Raw genomic sequence first — 19,053 nt, forward strand, 5'->3', positions numbered from 1 at the left:
GGCGGGCCTGCCGAGCTTGCGACAGGTGCTCCTGCCAAGTCCTTCCGGTCGAAAAACCCTACGTCATTTACGCAAGGGTGGCTTTCAAGCGGCTGAAATATATGCCTTTTTACGTAGAGGAATCCTTTCGGCTTCAAAATTCAACAATTGAAATTTTTCCAATAACATATATTCTCGATTCCGAATAAGTCACAAAAATACAACACATTCGATAACCATATACTGTTCGCGTGCTGGAAATGCGGACAAGCCGATTGCAAAATCTAGGCATAAAAGGTTAGGTCATGCCGACATAATCGTGAGGAGTGGGGTTTGTGGTGTACGGGACAAACGCAGGCATGAAGCGAAAAGGTATTGCAGGGAGGATAGCCGCACTCATGCTGGGCGTTGCAATTGCACAGCCCGCACATGCGATCTCCCTCAACGAGGCGGTTACGGTCGCCGTCGAATCCAATCCCGAGATCGGGCAGGCCATCGAGAATCGCGAGGCGATCGAGTTCGAGTTGCGCCAGGCGCGCGGCCTGTTCCTGCCCAGCATAGACCTTGAAGGTTCGGTCGGCGTGCGTCGTCTCGACAGCCCCGGTCGCCGCCTCGGCGGTATCGCGGACGACTCGCTCTATCCGACGGAGGTATCGGCGGTCGCAACCCAGACGCTCTTCAATGGCGGCGGGCGACGGGCCGAGCTGGATCGCCAGGCATCGCGGGTCGATAGTGCATCGTTCCGGATCATGGAGCGCAGCGAATATATCGGCCTCCAGGTCGTGCGCGAATATCTCGAGTATCTCGTGCAGGCGCGCATCGTCGAGGAGACGCGGCAGAACCTCCAGTTCCATCGCTCGATACAGTCCAGCATCGCATCCGGCGTTGCAGGCGGTACGCTCACCGAGGCCGACCGGCAGCAGGTGCGCGAGCGCGTTCTGGCCGCGGAAGCCCGACTGAAGGAAGCCGAAGAGGAACTCGCTTCGGCCAAGATCCGGTTCCTGACCCTTGTCGGCAAGCCGCTCGACAGCGCAAGCAAACCGCCATCCGTGGCACCACGCCTGCCAAGCTCGCTTGACCAGGCGATCGGCCTTGCGAGGAAAAACAACCCGCGCGTTCACATGGCCAGCGCCGATATCGATGCGGCCGACGCTCTTGTCGACGCGGCACGCGCCGACTTTCTCCCGGAAATCTCGCTCGAGGGCCGGGCTCGCTACGGCGACGACATCGACGGCTCCGACGGCTACACCAGCGATCTGCAGGCCCGCGTCGTCGCCCGCTGGAATCTCTACCGGGGCGGCATAGACAAGGCCAACGAGCAGGAGCAGATCCGCCGGGCCAGCGAGCAGCGTCTCGTGCTTCACCAGATCCATCGCGAGATCGAGGAGGCCGTGCGTTCTTCCTGGGAGCGTCGCGTCCGCCAGGCCAGCCTGGCTTCGACCCTCAGGCAGCAGGCCCAGGAGAATGCCCGGCTGGTCAGTTCCTACCGCGAACAATTCCGCGTCGGCCAGCGTTCGCTTCTCGACGTGCTGGACGCGCAGAATACCCGCTTCAACGTGGGCGTACTGGCGGCTACCGCCGAGTATGCGTCGCTGTTTGCCGAATACCGGCTCCTGGCAGCCACGGGCCAGCTCCTTTCCACGCTGGGGGTGACGCCGCCGAAGCAGGCGGATGCCTATGCGCGGACCGAGTTCGACGTACCGCCGACCGCGGCGACGGAAACCTATGCGCGGATGCCGTCCCGCCAGGTCAACGAACTGCCGATGGACCTGCTGGCTCCGGTGCGTAAATAGCGAGCGGTGACAAGTCTCGGCGATCGCAATCCCGGAACCCGTCCAGATGCCGAAGCAGGCGGCGGCTCGATCGTGGCCGAGTCCTTTGACGCCTGCTTCATATCGCTCGCGCGCTTTTTCGGCCGTCCGTCATCCCCGACCGTCCTCTTCTCGGGCATCCCGCTTCCGGACCGCGACATCGGCCCGGAGGACGTCGAGCGGGTTGCGGAACGCATCGGACTGCGCGTGGAGGAAATGGCGCCGGGCGCCGTCGCCGCAGGCAAGCTGCAATTTCCCGCAATCGCGGAATTCTCCGATGGCGGATTCCTGTTCCTGGATGGAGAGAACTGGCCGCAGGGACGCATAGACCCGACGGACCGGAAGGCAATGCGTGCCGCGATCCAGTGGCTGACGAAACGCGGCCTGCGCAGGGTCTACATGTTCTCCGTCGTCTATCTCAACACCGCCGAACGCCGGGAACTGGGCGGCTCGCAGGATATCGAACGGGGGCACTGGCTTTTCGGACCGATGCGCCATTTCTGGCGCGGCTATCTCTATATCGCGCTCGCGGCCCTGGTCATCAACGTGCTGGGCCTGGCCTCGCCGATCTTCATCATGAATGTCTATGACCGGGTATTGCCGAACAAGGCCACTTCGAGCCTGCTGGCCCTGGCCGTCGGCGTGGCGTTGGCGCTGCTCTTCGACCTGCTGCTGAAAACCGCGCGGTCGGCGATCATCGACCGGACCGGGCGCGCGATGGATCTCAAGATATCCTATTCGCTGTTCGACAAGGTGCTTCATACCAGCATGGCGGCAGCACCCAGTTCGACGGGCGAATATGCCAGTCGGGTCAGCCAGTTCGAGTTCGTGCGCGAGTTCTTCACCTCGAACACGATCGCGACGCTGATCGATGCGCTGTTCGTGTTCGTCTTTCTCGGCGTCATTTACCTGATCGCAGGGTGGCTGTTTCTTATTCCCCTTTGCGCTTTCGCCATCGCGATCGCGACCGGCTTCGTGGCCCAGTACCGTATCGGCCGTCGCGTCGCGCGGGCCGCCAACGAGTCTGCGCAGCGCCAGTCCCTCCTCGTCGAGACCATCTCGACCATGGAAACGGTCAAGTCGCTGCGCGCCGAGGTGCCGCTGATCCGGCGCTGGATCGAGTTGACGAAGAACTCGTCGCAGACGTCGGAGGAAATCAAGCAGCTTTCCTCCGGGGCGGCGAACTTCACGCAGTTCGTCCAGCAATCGGTGTCGATCTTCATCGTCATCGCGGGCGCTTTCGAATTCTCCAAGGGCAACATGTCGACCGGCGCGATCATCGCGGCCGTGATGCTGTCCGGCCGCACGGTGTCGCCGTTGTCGCAAATCGCGATGACCCTGGCCCGGCTTCGGCAGGCACTCCTGTCGCTGCGCATCCTCGACGGCATAATGAACCAGGAGGAGGACCGTCCAAGCACGGTCGGCTTCGTGAACCGTCCGGTCGTCGACGGAAGTTTCGCCTTCGACAACGTGACATTCCGCTATCCCGGCAGCGATGCGGATGTCCTGCGCAATGTCAGCTTTTCGGTAAAGAGCGGCGAGCGCGTGGGCATCATAGGCAAGATCGGGTCGGGCAAGACGACGATGGGCCGGCTGCTGTGCAACCTCTACGAGGCACAGGAAGGCCGGGTGCTCGTCAACGGCGTCGACATACGCCAGTACCATCAGGCCGAGATTCGCTCCGCTGTCGCCTATGCCGGACAGTCGGTGGACCTGTTCTCGGGCACGCTGAAGGAAAACCTCCAGCTGGCGCGTGCCGATGCGACGGACGAGGAGATCGTCGAGGCGGCCCGCAAGACCGGCGTCGACGAATTCGCCGCCCAGCATCCGCGCGGCTACGATCTTGCCGTCGGCGAACGCGGCAGCAACCTTTCCGGGGGCCAAAAGCAGGCGGTCGCCATCACCCGGCTGCTGCTTCGCAAGCCGAAGATCGTATTCCTCGACGAACCGTCTGGGGCCATGGACATGGCAACCGAAAAGCAACTGATCGGCAGCCTGGCGCGCTCGTTCGGACCGAACGTCACTCTCATCATATCGACGCATCGCTACAGCCTCCTGGAGCTCGTGGACCGTCTGATCGTGCTCGACCGCGGCACCGTCATTGCCGACGGGCCGAAGGAAAAGGTCCTGGCCGCGCTTGCCGCGCGCGCCAATGCGGCACGCGAGAAGCCGACGCAGGGAAGCGGCGGAAATGCGGGGGCGGGCAAGCCATGATCGGTGAACGTCCATCCGGCTCGGCACGCGCGATCGTGCTTATCGTCGTTGCCATGATCGCGAGCTTTGCGGTCTGGGCATCGCAGACCGAGATCGACGAGATTGCGCGTGGCGAGGGACGGGTCATTCCCGCCTCGCGCACGCAGACCATCCAGGCGACGGAAGCAGGGGTGGTCAAGGAGATCGCCGTCCAGATCGGCCAGGTGGTCAAGGAGGGACAGCTCATCATCCGCCTCGACGACACGACGACCGCCTCCGATCTTGGCGAGGTGGAAGCGCGGGCGCGGGCGCTGAAAGCCCGTGTCGCGCGGCTGGAAGTCGAGGAAGCGGGCAACTGGGATGACGGATATGCCTGTCCGGCGGACGTCGCCGAGACGGCGCCCAGCATTTGCGAGAACGAGGAACGATTGCTGGCCGCCCGGCGCGCCGGCTTCCGCAACACGGAAGGCGTGCTGCAGCAGCGGCTGCTGCAACGCCGCAAGGAACTCGACGAGGCCAATGCCAACTTGCAGCGCCTGCTCGGGAGCCTGGAAATCAGCAAGCGGGAACTGGCACTGATCGAGCCAATGGCCAAGAGGCGCCTCGTTGCCGAAACCGAGCTGATCCGCGCCCAGCGCGCGATCAACGAGGTGGAAGGCGAAATCGCCGCGCTCAACGAGATGATTCCGCGGCTGCAGGGGGCGATTTCGGAGGCCGAGCTCCAGCTCAAGGAACTCGAACTGCAATTCCGCCAGGAAGCGCTGACGCAGAAAACAGATGTCCTGGCGGAACTGTCGGTTCTCGAGGAATCGGCGCGCGGCGAGATGACCCGCGTCAGCCGGACCGATATCCGCTCCCCGGTCGACGGGGTCATCAACACCATGGAGATCAACACCATCGGCTCGTTCGTGCAGCCCGGAGCGGTGATCGCCGAAGTCGTGCCGACATCGGAAGAACTCCTGGTCGAGGCGCGCATCTCGCCGCGCGACGTCGCATTCGTGGTCCCCGGACAACCGGCGCTGGTCAAGATCACCGCGTTCGACTTCTCGATTTATGGCGGCCTCGAGGGGGAGGTGGTGAATGTCAGCCCGGACTCGATCGTCGACCAGAAGACCGGCGAACCCTATTTCGAGGTGAGGATCAAGACGGACAGCGCGCAATTGCGCAAGGACGAGAACGTCTTCAACATCACGCCGGGCATGATCTGCACCGTCGATATCATCACCGGCCGCAAGACGATTCTCCACTATCTCCTCAAGCCGATCAACAAGGCACGGCAGGAAGCCTTCACGGAGCGCTGAGCGATGAGCATTTCGCCCCGGACATATGGTATCGAGGACATCGAGGGACTAGTCGAGACGATCAATGGCGAGCCGTTCTTCCGCGCGGTTTCCGCCTCGGGCAAGCGACACGGGCTGAGACTCGAACGCGACTACTGGTCCATGCTCGAGGCGATCGCGCACGAGGAGAAGGTGTCGCTCGGCGACATCATCGGCGCTCTCGAGGAGAACACCCGGAACGCGGGAAACCTGACGTCGGCGGTGAGGGTGTTCGTCGCCCGCTGGCTCGATGGCAGGCTGCGCGGCTTGCGCGAACGCATGTCGCCGACCGCCGTGAACAGCCTCGTCAATGCATGCCCGTCACCCGCCTTCGTGCTTTCGGCAACCCGGCAGCTCCGGTTCCACAATCCCGCATTCCTGCGCTACATCCGCATGACGATGCCGAGCGAGGAAGTCGAGCAGGTGGAGCGGCGGCTGCGGCTGCAGATCGACATGAACATGGACGACTTGCTGAACGAACTGCGCGATGCGAAGCGGGCCTTCGTGACGATGGGTTTCGCCATCGGCATCAACGATCGTCGCGTGCGCGGCCGCCTCAATGCCGTTCTCGCCCCGAGCTGGAGCGAGGACATGATCATCGGTTACGTGATCACCTGACCGCCGGACGGCGGTTCCCCTCAGAGCGCGTCGGTCGGCAGGGCATCCCCGTCCGTGCCGGTCCAAAGGCCGGTCAGCTCGCCCGTCGCCGTACCGCTTTCGCCGGGCGCGATCGAGCCGAGGGTTATGCCGGCAGGCGCCGAGGCGACGTGCTCGCCGGACGGCTTGCCGTGAATCCATGACCGGTCGTCCGAAAAGGAATAGAGCGGCATGTAGTGGGACACGGCGACGTCGCGATAGACCTCGTCGCGGACGTTGTCGAGAATGTAGTGCCCCCTGTTCGTGCTGACCGCGAGCACGGCATGGTAGAGATCGCGCGCGGTGTCGCGGAGGACGACGAGGGACATCGACCGCGACGGCACGCCCATCTCGCGAAGCAGCGACATCTTCAGTATCGCGAAGTCCTCGCAGTCGCCGGCGCCGACGCGCATGGTCTCGGCGCCGGACGCCCAGTGATCGAGCGTGCCGTACACCCTGCTGTCGGGCGCGTAGGTGATCGAGCGGTTGACCAGCGCGTTGACCGCGCCAAGCCGGGCAAGGAAGCCGGCCCCGGACTTTTCGGCAATGGTCGCCCTTGCCGTCTCCAGCCTGGTCTCGCAGGCGAGGGTGCGGCATTGCGTGGACGCGGATACGGGGCCGGCGGAGCGAACGCGCTTCCAGTCGTCGCCCGGGCCGATCGGCGAGAAGGGGATCGCCACGGTGGCGAAGAAGCTGGAGGCCACCGAGCCGGTCGCCGTCGCGTCGATGCGCGGATTGCCCAGGGCCGAGCCGAGATGCGCCGAGAGGCGCTCTATGCCCCGGCGCGCCGCCGGGACGATGCCCGGAAGGCTCGCTGCCCGCGCCAGCGGAAAGGCCGTCGTCAGAAAGGCGGCGCGGCGTGCGAGAACGGCGGTGTCGCCGCCGTCGCCCGGCATCTTCGCGGCCGAAGCCGTGGCCGCCGCCGACGGTGCCGCGAATGCGGCCACGCCAAGCGCGGCGAGCGCGACGGTCGCGCCCCTGAATCTGTTCTTGCCCGGCATTTTTGCCATCCCTGTTTTCAGGGAAGGCTAGCGAAGGGCCGTTTCCATCGGCTGAAGAGACGCGGTAAATTCCGGCATAAGCCGGAGCGTTCAATTTTATCGACCGCGAAACTGGTGCATTTCGGCAAGAATTGCATAATATAATATGCGTCACAATTAACCAATCGGAAATAATTGCCGCATTCGCATATCTACGTATGCTTCAAGCTTAACAAAATATTGCAATCCGTCACGGGTTCCGGCTCTTCTGCGGCAACAGCGGAGGGCTAGAAAATGGCTGCGGAAGATATTCGTCCTGGCATGGGCGCCATCGAAGGCATTGGCACGGACAATGCGGGTTCAAACGACATTCGCGACGACGAAATCCTGATCGCGCAGGACACGACGACCGACCGGGTCGCCGAGGACGCGCCGGGCGAGGACATCCAGCCGGTCGATGCCGGCGAGGGCACGGGCGGCGGGGAACAGGTCGCACGGCAGTTCCCGGCCGAGATCCTTCCCGACGCGGATAACCAGGTCCGGCTTCCCGCCGGCGTCTCGCTTGAGAATGTCGAGCTGCGCGGTGCCGACCTCGTGCTGATACAGCCGGACGGTTCGGAGATCGTCATACCGAACGCGGCGCTCAACGTGCCGACCTTCTTTGTCGACAGCGCCCTGATCCCGCAGGAAGCCCTCATTGCCGCGCTCGAGGCGAACGACATCAACGTGGCGGCGGGACCGAACGGCACATTGGTCGCGACCGGCGGCAACGTCGACAGCTCCGGCGCCAATTTCAGTTCCCCGGTTCCGGGCATCGGCGATGCCGATCCGATCCTCGACCTGCTGCCGCCGACCGCGCTGCAGTTCCCGGAATACGAGAACGAGTTTCTCGGCCCCGACGTGAAGCCCATACTCGCCTTCGGCGACGGTTTCGTCGAGGAGGACGACCTGCTGCGCGAAAGCGGCCATCTCAGCGACGGCAACAACGAGGACGGGTCCAGCGGTGCGCATAGCCACAGCGGCACGCTCGTCAGCAACTGGGGCACGGGCGGTCCGGCGGGTGTCGATGCGCTCGCCTTCGTCAGGTCCGAACTGCCGACCGGGCTGACCTCGATGGGGGAACCGGTCACCTTCACGATCGTCGACAACGCCTCGCGCGGTGAAACCCTGACCGCCATGGCCGGCGGCCGGGTGGTGTTCACGCTCGACCTGATCGCGACCGAGACGGGCGGTTCATACGTCTTCACGCTCAATGACCAGCTCGACCATCCCGAAACCGATGATCCGTCCACGCCGGGGACAGAACTTGCCTTCGAGGACATCCTTGCGATGGGCTTCGGCATCAAGGCGACCAACGGCGTCGGCCTCAATGACCAGGACACGCTGAATATCGGCGTGCAGGACGACATCCCGGTCTTTCTCGGAGAGGGGGCAACCTATTACGTCGACGAGGATGACATTCAGACCCTCGATGACGACGAGACCGACTTCTACGGTGATGGCTATCACTTCCACGTGGAAGGTTCTCTGGGCACCAGCCCGCAGGACGGCGCGCACCGGGACGGCTCCTATACCGAGGATCCGGACGATTTCGATCACGGCCCCGCATACATCTTCGGCAGCCTGGCAGACCTGTTCAGCGTCGGCTCCGACGAATTCCCGGGCCGGGAGCAGAAAGGGGAGGGCTACGACGACTATCCCTACGAGATCCAAGCCACGTCGATCAGCGCGATCGTTTCGGGCGGTGGTGCCCGGTACTCGATGTCGGAAGAGGGCCTCGATGCGCTTCGGGCGCTCGGACTGACGTCCAAGGACGACGGCTCGACGCCGGAGAAGGAAAACCTGCTCGACTACAAGCTGGTGGAGAATCCGGACGGGTCATTCACGCTGTTCGGTTATGTTCCTGACGGCGCCGATGGCGGCCAGGACGATTTCTACGCGAATGTTGCCGTGATCGAAGAGGGCGTGTCCGGCCGGCTCGTATTCAAGCTTGACCTGGATTCCGACGGCAGCTTCGAGTTCCGTCTCTACGACCAGCTCGACCATTCCAATCCCGGTGTGGGCGAGACCGGTTTCCCGATCCAGGACCTGATTTCGCTCGACTTTTCGTCGATGCTGCGTGTTTCCGATTTTGATGGCGACACCATTTCCGCGCCTGATGGCGCATTCGTCATCAAGGTGCGCGACGACGTTCCGGAACTGTCCGGCGAGCGGCTGCGCTTTACCGCGGATGAAGACGATATCCAGACGGGCCTGTCGACCGGCAACCATCCGCAGGATGGCAATGGCGACGGCTCGTTTACCGGTTCGCCATCCAACAACCAGCCCGGCCCGGCGCACGTGTCCGGCTCGCTTGCGGGCGCCGTCGAATCCGGCGCCGACGAGAGTCTCACATTCGGACTTCTTCCGGAACAGGCAATCCGCCAGTTCATGCAGGCGCTCGGCCTGTCGTCAAAAGGTGTCGATCTCAGCTATGACCTGATCGACAACACGCTGTACGCCTTTGCCAATGCAAATGGCGAAATCGGCCAAGTCTACAATGAAGGCCAGGACCGCCCGGTCTTCACGCTGGAGATCTCCGAGAACGGCGACTTCGACTTCAACCTGTTCGACCAGCTCGATCACGATGCCCCCGGCGACGATTCCCGGGGTAGGGATCCGCTTTCGGACGAGAATTACGACCTTCAGGATGGTGTCCCGTTCATCGACGTCAGCAACCTTCCGCTGGGCTATCTTGTCACGGCAACCGATCATGACGGGGACACCGTGCTGCTTGGCAACTCGTTCACGATCAGGGTTCGAGACGATGTCCCGGAACTGGCCGACACGAAGCCGATCCACCTGACGGTCGACGAAGATGATATCGACACGAACCTGTCGACGGGCACCAGCCCCAATGACGGCACGGCCGACGGCTCCTATACCGACTCGCCCGACAACAACAATGAAGGCGCTGCGCATGTGTTCGGTTCGCTGGCTTCATTGGTGAGCAGCGGTGCCGACGAGGGGCTGTCATTCGGTTTCGCGAACAATGCCAGGACCTATCTGAACCAGCTTGGGCTGCGTTCGCAGGGCGAGCATCTGAGCTTCCGCGTGGTGGGCGATACGCTTTACGGCTTTGTTAACGCGGGTGGTCTTTCGCCTTTCGGTCCGAATGACCGTATCGTGTTCGAGCTGCGTATCGAGGAAAATGGCGATTTCGACTTCCAACTGTTCGACCAACTCGACCATGACGATGCGCAGGGCGAAAATTTCGACCTTCACGATCATGTCGATGGCGACCTGACCTCGATCAATTTCGGCGCCATCGTTACGGCGACCGACCATGACGGCGACAGCGTCTCGCTGGACGGCCTCGTCAAGGTCAATGTCACCGACGACGTGCCGGTGATCGTTGAAGGCGCCGAGGCGCTCGAGATCACGGTGGACGAGGACGATATCGACACTTCGGCTTCGCTCGGCACCGAGATCGAGGACGGCGATGGCGACGGCTCGTTCACGGGGCCGGAAGGCTCCGAGGTGGGCGGACCGGCCAATGCGACCTCGACGGGCACGCTGGCGAGCCTGGTCGCATCGGGCGCCGACGAGGAACTGACCTTCGGCTTCGTCGATACCGCCGAGATGCGGGCCTACCTGGAAGGCCTTGAGCTGACGTCGCATGGCGACCAGATCGGCTACGACCTTCGCGAGGACGGCCGTATCATCGGCTTCTACAACGCAACCGCAGCCGTTCCGGGCCAGACTTATGACGAGGTGGACGGCGACCGGATGGTGTTCGAGTTCGAACTGAACGATGACGGCACCTACACGTTCAAGCTGTACGACCAGATCGACCACGAGGCGGGCAACGGCGAGAACACGCTGACGATCGACTTCGGTGCGGTGCTGCAGGCGACCGACCATGACGGCGACAGCGTCTCGCTGGACGGCCTCGTCAAGGTCAATGTCACCGACGACGTGCCGGTGATCGTTGAAGGCGCCGAGGCGCTCGAGATCACGGTGGACGAGGACGATATCGACACTTCGGCTTCGCTCGGCACCGAGATCGAGGACGGCGATGGCGACGGCTCGTTCACGGGGCCGGAAGGCTCCGAGGTGGGCGGACCGGCCAATGCGACCTCGACGGGCACGCTGGCGAGCCTGGTCGCATCGGGCGCCGACGAGGAACTGACCTTCGGCTTCGTCGATACCGCCGAGATGCGGGCCTACCTGGAAGGCCTTGAGCTGACGTCGCATGGCGACCAGATCGGCTACGACCTTCGCGAGGACGGCCGTATCATCGGCTTCTACAACGCAACCGCAGCCGTTCCGGGCCAGACTTATGACGAGGTGGACGGCGACCGGATGGTGTTCGAGTTCGAACTGAACGATGACGGCACCTACACGTTCAAGCTGTACGACCAGATCGACCACGAGGCGGGCAACGGCGAGAACACGCTGACGATCGACTTCGGTGCGGTGCTGCAGGCGACCGACCATGACGGCGACAGCGTCTCGCTGGACGGCCTCGTCAAGGTCAATGTCACCGACGACGTGCCGGTGATCGTTGAAGGCGCCGAGGCGCTCGAGATCACGGTGGACGAGGACGATATCGACACTTCGGCTTCGCTCGGCACCGAGATCGAGGACGGCGATGGCGACGGCTCGTTCACGGGGCCGGAAGGCTCCGAGGTGGGCGGACCGGCCAATGCGACCTCGACGGGCACGCTGGCGAGCCTGGTCGCATCGGGCGCCGACGAGGAACTGACCTTCGGCTTCGTCGATACCGCCGAGATGCGGGCCTACCTGGAAGGCCTTGAGCTGACGTCGCATGGCGACCAGATCGGCTACGACCTTCGCGAGGACGGCCGTATCATCGGCTTCTACAACGCAACCGCAGCCGTTCCGGGCCAGACTTATGACGAGGTGGACGGCGACCGGATGGTGTTCGAGTTCGAACTGAACGATGACGGCACCTACACGTTCAAGCTGTACGACCAGATCGACCACGAGGCGGGCAACGGCGAGAACACGCTGACGATCGACTTCGGTGCGGTGCTGCAGGCGACCGACCATGACGGCGACAGCGTCTCGCTGGACGGCCTCGTCAAGGTCAATGTCACCGACGATGTGCCGGCGATCGTTGAAGGCGCAACCGAATCGCGAATCATCGACGAAGACGATATCAATGGCACGTTCTATGGCGGGCCCACGGGCACCAGCCCGAATGATGGCGACGAGATTGACGGATCGCTGACTGGCACGCCGAGCGATCCCTTTGGTCCTGCCTACATAACCGGGTCGCTTTCGCACCTGGTTTCCACGGGGGCCGATGAAGATCCGGTCTTCGGCTTCCAGGAGCCCGTCAGCGCGATCCGCAACGGACTGTCCGGTCTCGGACTGAAGTCTGCGGGCGAAGAACTGAGTTTTGACATCGGCGACGGGATCATCACCGCCTTCGTCAGCGCAAGCGGGTCGGGTGACATATCCTACGACAGCGGGACCGACCGTCCCGTGTTCCGGCTGACGCTGGACGAGAACGGCGAATACAAGTTCGAACTGTTCAGTCAGCTGGATCACCCCGAGGGCGACGGCGAGAATTCGATCGAGATCGATTTCGGTTCGATGCTGCAGGCCACGGATCATGATGGCGACAGTGTCGCCCTCGACGGCCTGGTTACAATAAGCGTTACCGATGACATACCGGTCATCACCGGTGTCACGCCGATCGCTTACGGTCCCGACCTGATCGTCAATGGCAGCTTCGAGGACGGCCACTCCACCGGCCCGGGCCAGTGGGAGATCTATGGCGGCATCACCGGCTGGAATGCCGGCTCGCCGAGCGTGCCGTTCGAGGTGCAGGGCAGCAATGCAGGCGGCACTGTTGCGCAGGACGGCGACGCGCTGATCGAGCTCGACGGCGACACGTCCGGCAACGGCAGCCCGCAGAACGGGGCGAATCCGTCTTCAAATACCAATGCGACCATCCAGCAGACGGTTGCTGGAACGGAAGCGGGTCAGACCTACCAGCTGACCTTCTGGTACGCGCCGCGCGGCGACGCCTCGGATTCGGCCGGCATGGAAGTCTTCTTCGGCGGCGAAAAGGTGTTCGACACCGATGACGGCTCCTATGCCTCCGGCGTGTGGCACCAGATCACCGTCGAGGTCACTGCCCCGATGGACGATGCGGTCCTCGCCTTCACGGCGACCGGCCAGCAGGACGAACTGGGCGCGCTGATCGACAATGTCAGCATGAAGGCCGTGCTTGGCGGAATCGACGACGAGAGCCAGGCAGGCGGCATCGAGGGCGGACCGGGCGACGACGCGTCCGGCAATATCCTTGCCGGCATGATCGAGTTCAACGCCGGCGCGGACGGATTCAAGTCCATCGCGTTCGATGAGGCAGTCATTGCCAGGGATGCACTCGGCAACGAGGTTGCGCTGCAGGCAATCTGGGTCGACGGAAATGGCGACGGCCAGATGCGGACCGTCACGACGTCCTGGACACCCGACGGTTCCGGCGGCGGCACGCTGACAGGCACCGCGGATGACATCGGCACGGTCTTCACCGCGACGGTGGATGCCTCCGGCAGCTACACGATCGAGATGAACGCGCCACTGGTGCATCCGTTCACCGACGAGGATTCGCAGAACGACGGCACGGAGACCGCCTACGAGGACAACCTGTCGCTCGAATTCGGCTTCACCGTCACCGACGGCGATGGCGACACGGCGACCGGTTCGCTTGTCGTTGATGTCGATGACGACACGCCGGTAGCGGTCGATGACGCGTTTGCCCAAGTGGGGGAGAACGCTTCCATCTCGGGTAACGTGCTGGCCGACAATGGTAACGGCGCGGATCGTTTCGGTGCTGACGGGGCGGATGTCCAGGCGGTTTCGCTGGTTGCCAACTCGGTGGCTTCAACGGATCCGAATGGTCCTGGCGAGCTGGTCTTCAATGCCGACGGCAATTTCACATATGAACCGGTAGACGGTGAGGAAGGCACGGTTACGTTCGACTACACCGTGACTGATGCGGACGGCGATGTGGCCACGGCAACGGCAACGATCACGCTAGCCGCCGACTCCGAGCCGACGATCGATGTCGGTGCCGCTTCCGCGGTGGACGAGGCAGCCCTTTCGGACGGCTCCGATCCTTCGAGCACGGCCGAAGAAACCTCCGGCAATTTTGCGATCACGACCGGCGGCGACACTATCCAGACGCTGGTGATCGACGGCCAGGACGTGACCAATGGCGGGACGGTCAACGGTGCGTATGGCGACCTGGTGGTCACCGGCACGCCGGGGACAGGCTACAGCTGGGTCTATACGCTTAACGGCAATACAACCGATCACCCGAACGGTTCGTCCACTGGAACGCCGGAAGGGGTTCATGACGACTTCGACGTGGTCGTGACCGATAGCGATGGCGACCCGGTCAACGATACGCTGGTCATCAACATCCTGGATGACGGGCCGACGGCGGCTGACGACGCAGTTCCTGATTCCATCACGGGACCGACCGTTTTGACCGGCCTGCTCGATAATGATGTGTTCGGTGCCGATGGTGTCGATACGGCAAACGAGGTGACGGTGACCAACGGCACGGGCGGCACGGTCGTCTACAACGGTGATGGCACATTCACCTTCACGCCGGCTGACGGCTTTAGTGGCGCGGCGAACTTCACCTACACCATCGTGGATGGCGACGGCGACGCCGACGAGGCAACCGTCACGCTGAACGTGATCGACCCGAACAAGGAGCCGGAAATCAAGAGCGCGGAAAACACCGTGGTCGACGAGGACGGTCTTGCCGGGGCGGTCGTTGACGGTTCGCCGCTGCGGACCGACGAGTTCGACAGCACCGAGAGCGCAACCGACACCGGCAACATCGTCGTCGACTTCAAGGCGGCTGCCGAGCTTCCGACAGGCTACGCCTCCGGCGGCGGCATCGAACTGCTCGACAGCGCGTCGCTCGACGGTCAGCTGGTTGCGCTGAATGGTAACGACGTCACCTTCGATCTCGTCGGCGGCAAGCTTGTCGGAACCGCGACCGGCGTCGCCGATCCGATCGTCACGATCGAAATGCTGCCGACCGGAACGCTTTCCGGCACCGAGGTGACGTTCCAGTACAAGGTCACGCTGCATCAGCCGGTCAAGCATCCGCTCAACAGCGAGGAGGATTCCGATCTCCTGAGCGGCGTCGAGTTCAAGGTCACCGACGCGTATAATGGCGACACCGCAACCGGTTCGTTCGACGTGACGGTGTGGGACGACATGCCGGTTGCGAACGATGATTCGGCGGAAATCGAGCTGCCAAGCAAGGACTTCAACATCGCGTTCGTGCTGGATTTCAGCGGCAGTATCAGCAATGGCGAATTGGCCACCGTGCTTTCCGCCGTGAAGTCTGCCGCCCAGGCATTCTTCAACAACACCGCCGGTGAAGTGAAGATGCAGTTCATCGCGTTCTCCAGTACGGCCCTGTCGACGGCAGTCTTCACGGACTACGCGTCGGTGGAGGCGCAGCTCGATGCCTGGGATGAAGCCAATGGTGGAGACCGTCCCTACAGTGGTCAAACCGACTTTACCGCGGCGATCGAAAAGACGATGGACGCCTTTGAACCGGATTCCGGTTCCGAGAACCGTGTGTTCTTCCTCAGCGACGGCAATCCGAACCAGCAGACGGGTACCGGCGGGCATTCGCTCGCAGACGATATCCGCGACGACTGGAATGATTTCGTTACCGACAACGGCATCGACGTTCAGACGATCGGCATCGGCAACGGCATCGATGAGGATCGCCTTGAGGATGTCGACGAGGCGGACGGCGACAACACCGTCATCCTCGTCACCGAGTTCGATGATCTCGTTGAGGAGTTGCTGACCTTGGCGGGCGCGCAGCCGATCGACGGCAATGTTCTCGCGAATGACGGAATTGGCGCCGATGGCGGCCATGTCCTGTCGATCACAATCGACGGCGTGACGTTCACCTATGACGCCGATGCCGACGAGATCATCAATGACGGTGGCCTTGCCACGGAAGCGGGGTCGGTGCTGACGGCGGACACGCCGCTCGGCGGATCGCTGGAGTTCAACTTTGCGACCGGTGACTGGGAGTTCACGGTCAACGGCTCGACAACGGTAGGTACGGAGAACATCTCCTATGTACTTGTTGACAATGACGGCGACCAGTCCGGCGCCAACCTGACGATCACGGTGAAGGAGAAACCGGTACCGGTCGCGGAGGACAATGTCGTCTCCGTGGACGAGAGCGGACCGGGAGCAGGTCTTGCCTATTCGATCGGCGAAACCAACCCGGCGGTTCTCTACAAGATCGACCTGGGCACGGGCGAAACCACTGAAGTTGCCGATTTGAGCGCTGACGGCGATGACAATTTCAATGTCGAAGCCATGGCGATCTCGCCGGGCGGCGGCGTGATCTATGCCGTTGCCAATAATGTCGGCAGCAAAGGTCCGGACCTGCTGGCGATCAACCCGGTCACCGGTGCGGTTACCATTCTCGACGGCAATATGGAGGGTGGCTCCGAGAACGTGCAGGGCATGCACTTCCATCCCGACGGCACGCTCTACTGGGTGTCGAACGACGATCTGTACCGGATCAATATTTCCGGAGGCGTCGAGTCGCCGACGGGCGCAACGCAGACATCCCTGGACAACAATATCGGTCAGGATGTCCTCGGCTTTGCAATCAACGCTGCGGGCGATGCCTTTGCGCTTGCCAAGAACGGGAACAGCATCAACCTGTACTCGGTCGACCTCGACAATGGCACCACGAGCCTGATCGGTGCCACCGGTCTGGGTGCGAGCGAAGTGCCGGAAGGGCTCTCGTTCGATGAAAACGGCAATCTGTGGGCGCTTGAACGGGTCAGCGGCGAAATGCACCAGATCGACACCGCGACCGGTGCATCGACGGGTGTTGTGTTCGCGCTGCCGAACAGCCTGCAGGGCCAGAACGGCTTCGAAGCCCTGACCATCGGTTCCGGCGGAACGTCAGCAACCCCGAACACGGTTTCGGGCAACGTCCTGGCCGATGACAACGGCAGCGGAGTCGACGACTTCGGCGGCGACGGCGCTGGCGGTATCGTGTCGATCACCGTCGACGGCCATACCTACGAGTTCGACGGCGTTAACATCACCATTCCAGGTGGCGCGCCGGGAACCGACGCTGGCGACGGCACCCTCGTGGTGACCACCGGCCTGGGCGGCAAGCTGACATTCCACTTCAGCGATGATGGTAGCGCGTCGGCGGGAGACTACGATTATGTCGCTCCGAACGTCGATGGCTACCAGTCCGAGATCTTCACCTACGTGATCGAGGACAGCACCGGAGACACCGACTCGGCAACGTTGACGATCAATATCGAGAACAACGAAACGCCGGTCGCGGTCAACGACATCGTTCGTACCAATATCGTCGACGGTTCGCCGATCGAAATCCCGACCCATGCGCTGACGTGGAACGACACGGATGCCGAAGGCGACATCCTCGGAATTGCCGGCGTCTCCAACCCGGTCAACGGGACGGCCTCCGTCGGTAGCGTGGTCTTCGATCCGACGGATCCGGTTCCGGTGACGATCCTGGATGCGGATTTCCGGAACAGCACCGACGGATTCGGCTACAATGATGGCGAGTTCGGCGGTTTGAACGATACAAGTTTCGCAGACGGATATCGTTCCGGTAAGGAACTTGTTGTCGAAGTCGGGGATATCATCAATTACTGGAGCCGAAACGAATATTCTGACCGGGACGGCGGATGGTCGCGTGTCTTCAATCTGGCCACTCCGGCAATCGTGACGATATCTTTCGATTACGATCTATTCCTGAGTGGCGGCACCGATAATGGTGAGTTTGCTCGGGTTCTGTTCTCTATCGGTGGGACGGAGTATACGGTCGCTCAGCTCGATGGTTCGAACGGCAATAGCGGCGCAAGCACCAATGGCCAGTACTCTATTGATGTGAACCTGTCCGCCGGTAACCACGAGATCGTTCTCGGTGCCTACATCAATGAGTTCGATACCAATGTGAACGGTGGCGACGAGTACGCTTACGCGACCTTCGATAACGTGAAGGTGACGACACCTGGCGGGATCGACGGCTCGGTGGACTACACGGTCACGGACGGCGTCTCGACAAGCGCCGCAGCGACGGTGGAAATCCATGGCGTCGAAGGCAGCCTGATCGAGGCCGAAACTGATCTCGGCGAAATCCTCGTCGGCGGTGCCGGTGACGACACGCTCATCGGCGGTGACGGCGACGACGTGCTTGTCGGCGGCGCCGGTTCGGACGAAATGACCGGTAACGACGGCGCCGACCTGTTCATCGTCAGCGGAGATGCACTTGATGTGGCGATCGAGGACATGATCCTTGACTACAACAAGGCAGAAGGCGACGTCGTCGACCTGTCGGCGCTGTTGCCGGATATCGACGAAGCCGATCTCAATCAGTATGTCCGTTACGATGCCGATGGCTCGGTCACGGGCACGGCCGGTGACCTCCAGGTCAATGCCGACGGTGCCGGCAGTGACTGGGTTACGGTCGCCAATGTCTCGAATACGCCGAGCGAAGTGACGATCCTGTTCAACGACGATGACGACGCCGCACCGGCGCCCATCATCTGACGAAGCGTTACCGGGGCGCCACAGGAAGAAATACTTTGTCTTTTCCTGTGGCGCGCCGGCCTTGCCCTTGGTAAGGTTGCAACAATTCGCGAGGGTCCGGTTTTCGGGCCCTTTCGTTCGATTTCGGATTATCTGGCTCCCGGGGGAGGAACATCATGAAGACGAAGCTCGGCATTCTGGCCTGCGCACTGGCCATCGCGGCGCCGGTGCACGCGGCGGATCTCGCAGGAGGGGCAACGGCCCATTGCGCCGTCGTACAGCCATCGTCGATCCTCGCGATCCAGAATGACAACGATCTCTACGCCGAGATCGGCCGGATGATGGAAGAGGCCGTCAACGTCGCCGATGATGCCTCGGCATGGGTCGATTCACGCCGCCAGGCCTTCACCTGGGCGTCGGAAGCCAAGGTCGCCTGCGGCAAGGCCTATGGCTACATGAAATACGACGTGCGAGACGAGGACACGATCAACAAGTGCGAGTGCTTCTACGAGCGCATGCACCAGTACATGTACTGAC

Annotated in this window: 7 protein-coding genes; 6 read left to right on the top strand and 1 reads right to left on the bottom strand. The window is 62.5% G+C overall.

The window, feature by feature from the left end:
- Positions 1–377 precede the first annotated feature (377 nt).
- From HTY61_RS00125 to HTY61_RS00140, 4 genes are all read left to right on the top strand, one after another.
- The gene (locus HTY61_RS00125; RefSeq protein WP_246272864.1) at positions 378–1,772 is read left to right on the top strand and encodes a TolC family outer membrane protein; all 1,395 of its coding nucleotides are present in this window, start codon (positions 378–380) and stop codon (positions 1,770–1,772) included.
- Positions 1,773–1,844: 72 nt separating this feature from the next.
- Positions 1,845–4,004, top strand: a complete 2,160-nt coding sequence (locus HTY61_RS00130) for a type I secretion system permease/ATPase (protein WP_246272865.1) — start codon at positions 1,845–1,847, stop codon at positions 4,002–4,004.
- Positions 4,001–5,284 (top strand): HlyD family type I secretion periplasmic adaptor subunit, encoded by a 1,284-nt coding sequence (locus tag HTY61_RS00135; RefSeq protein ID WP_175274879.1) that lies wholly within the window; start codon positions 4,001–4,003, stop codon positions 5,282–5,284. The genes HTY61_RS00130 and HTY61_RS00135 overlap by 4 nt, the downstream gene beginning before the upstream one ends.
- A 3-nt stretch (positions 5,285–5,287) precedes the next feature.
- Positions 5,288–5,920 (top strand): ribbon-helix-helix domain-containing protein, encoded by a 633-nt coding sequence (locus HTY61_RS00140; RefSeq protein ID WP_175274880.1) that lies wholly within the window; start codon positions 5,288–5,290, stop codon positions 5,918–5,920.
- 20 nt (positions 5,921–5,940) lie between these two features.
- On the opposite strand, the gene HTY61_RS00145 is transcribed toward HTY61_RS00140, so the two are convergent.
- Positions 5,941–6,948 carry a transglutaminase-like cysteine peptidase gene (locus tag HTY61_RS00145; RefSeq protein WP_175274881.1) on the bottom strand — a complete coding sequence of 336 codons (1,008 nt, stop codon included), beginning with the start codon at positions 6,946–6,948 and terminating at the stop codon, positions 5,941–5,943.
- A 264-nt stretch (positions 6,949–7,212) separates the two neighbouring features.
- On the opposite strand from HTY61_RS00145, the gene HTY61_RS00150 reads away from it, so the two are divergent.
- Together HTY61_RS00150 and HTY61_RS00155 are read left to right on the top strand one after the other, a co-directional pair.
- Positions 7,213–18,537: a T1SS-143 repeat domain-containing protein gene (locus HTY61_RS00150; protein WP_175274882.1), complete on the top strand. Its 11,325-nt coding sequence runs from the start codon at positions 7,213–7,215 to the stop codon at positions 18,535–18,537.
- A gap of 155 nt (positions 18,538–18,692) precedes the next feature.
- The gene (locus tag HTY61_RS00155; RefSeq protein WP_175274883.1) at positions 18,693–19,052 is read left to right on the top strand and encodes a hypothetical protein; all 360 of its coding nucleotides are present in this window, start codon (positions 18,693–18,695) and stop codon (positions 19,050–19,052) included.
- The last annotated feature ends 1 nt before the right edge of the window (position 19,053 follow it).

The organism is Oricola thermophila, from assembly GCF_013358405.1.
GTDB lineage: Bacteria > Pseudomonadota > Alphaproteobacteria > Rhizobiales > Rhizobiaceae > Oricola > Oricola thermophila.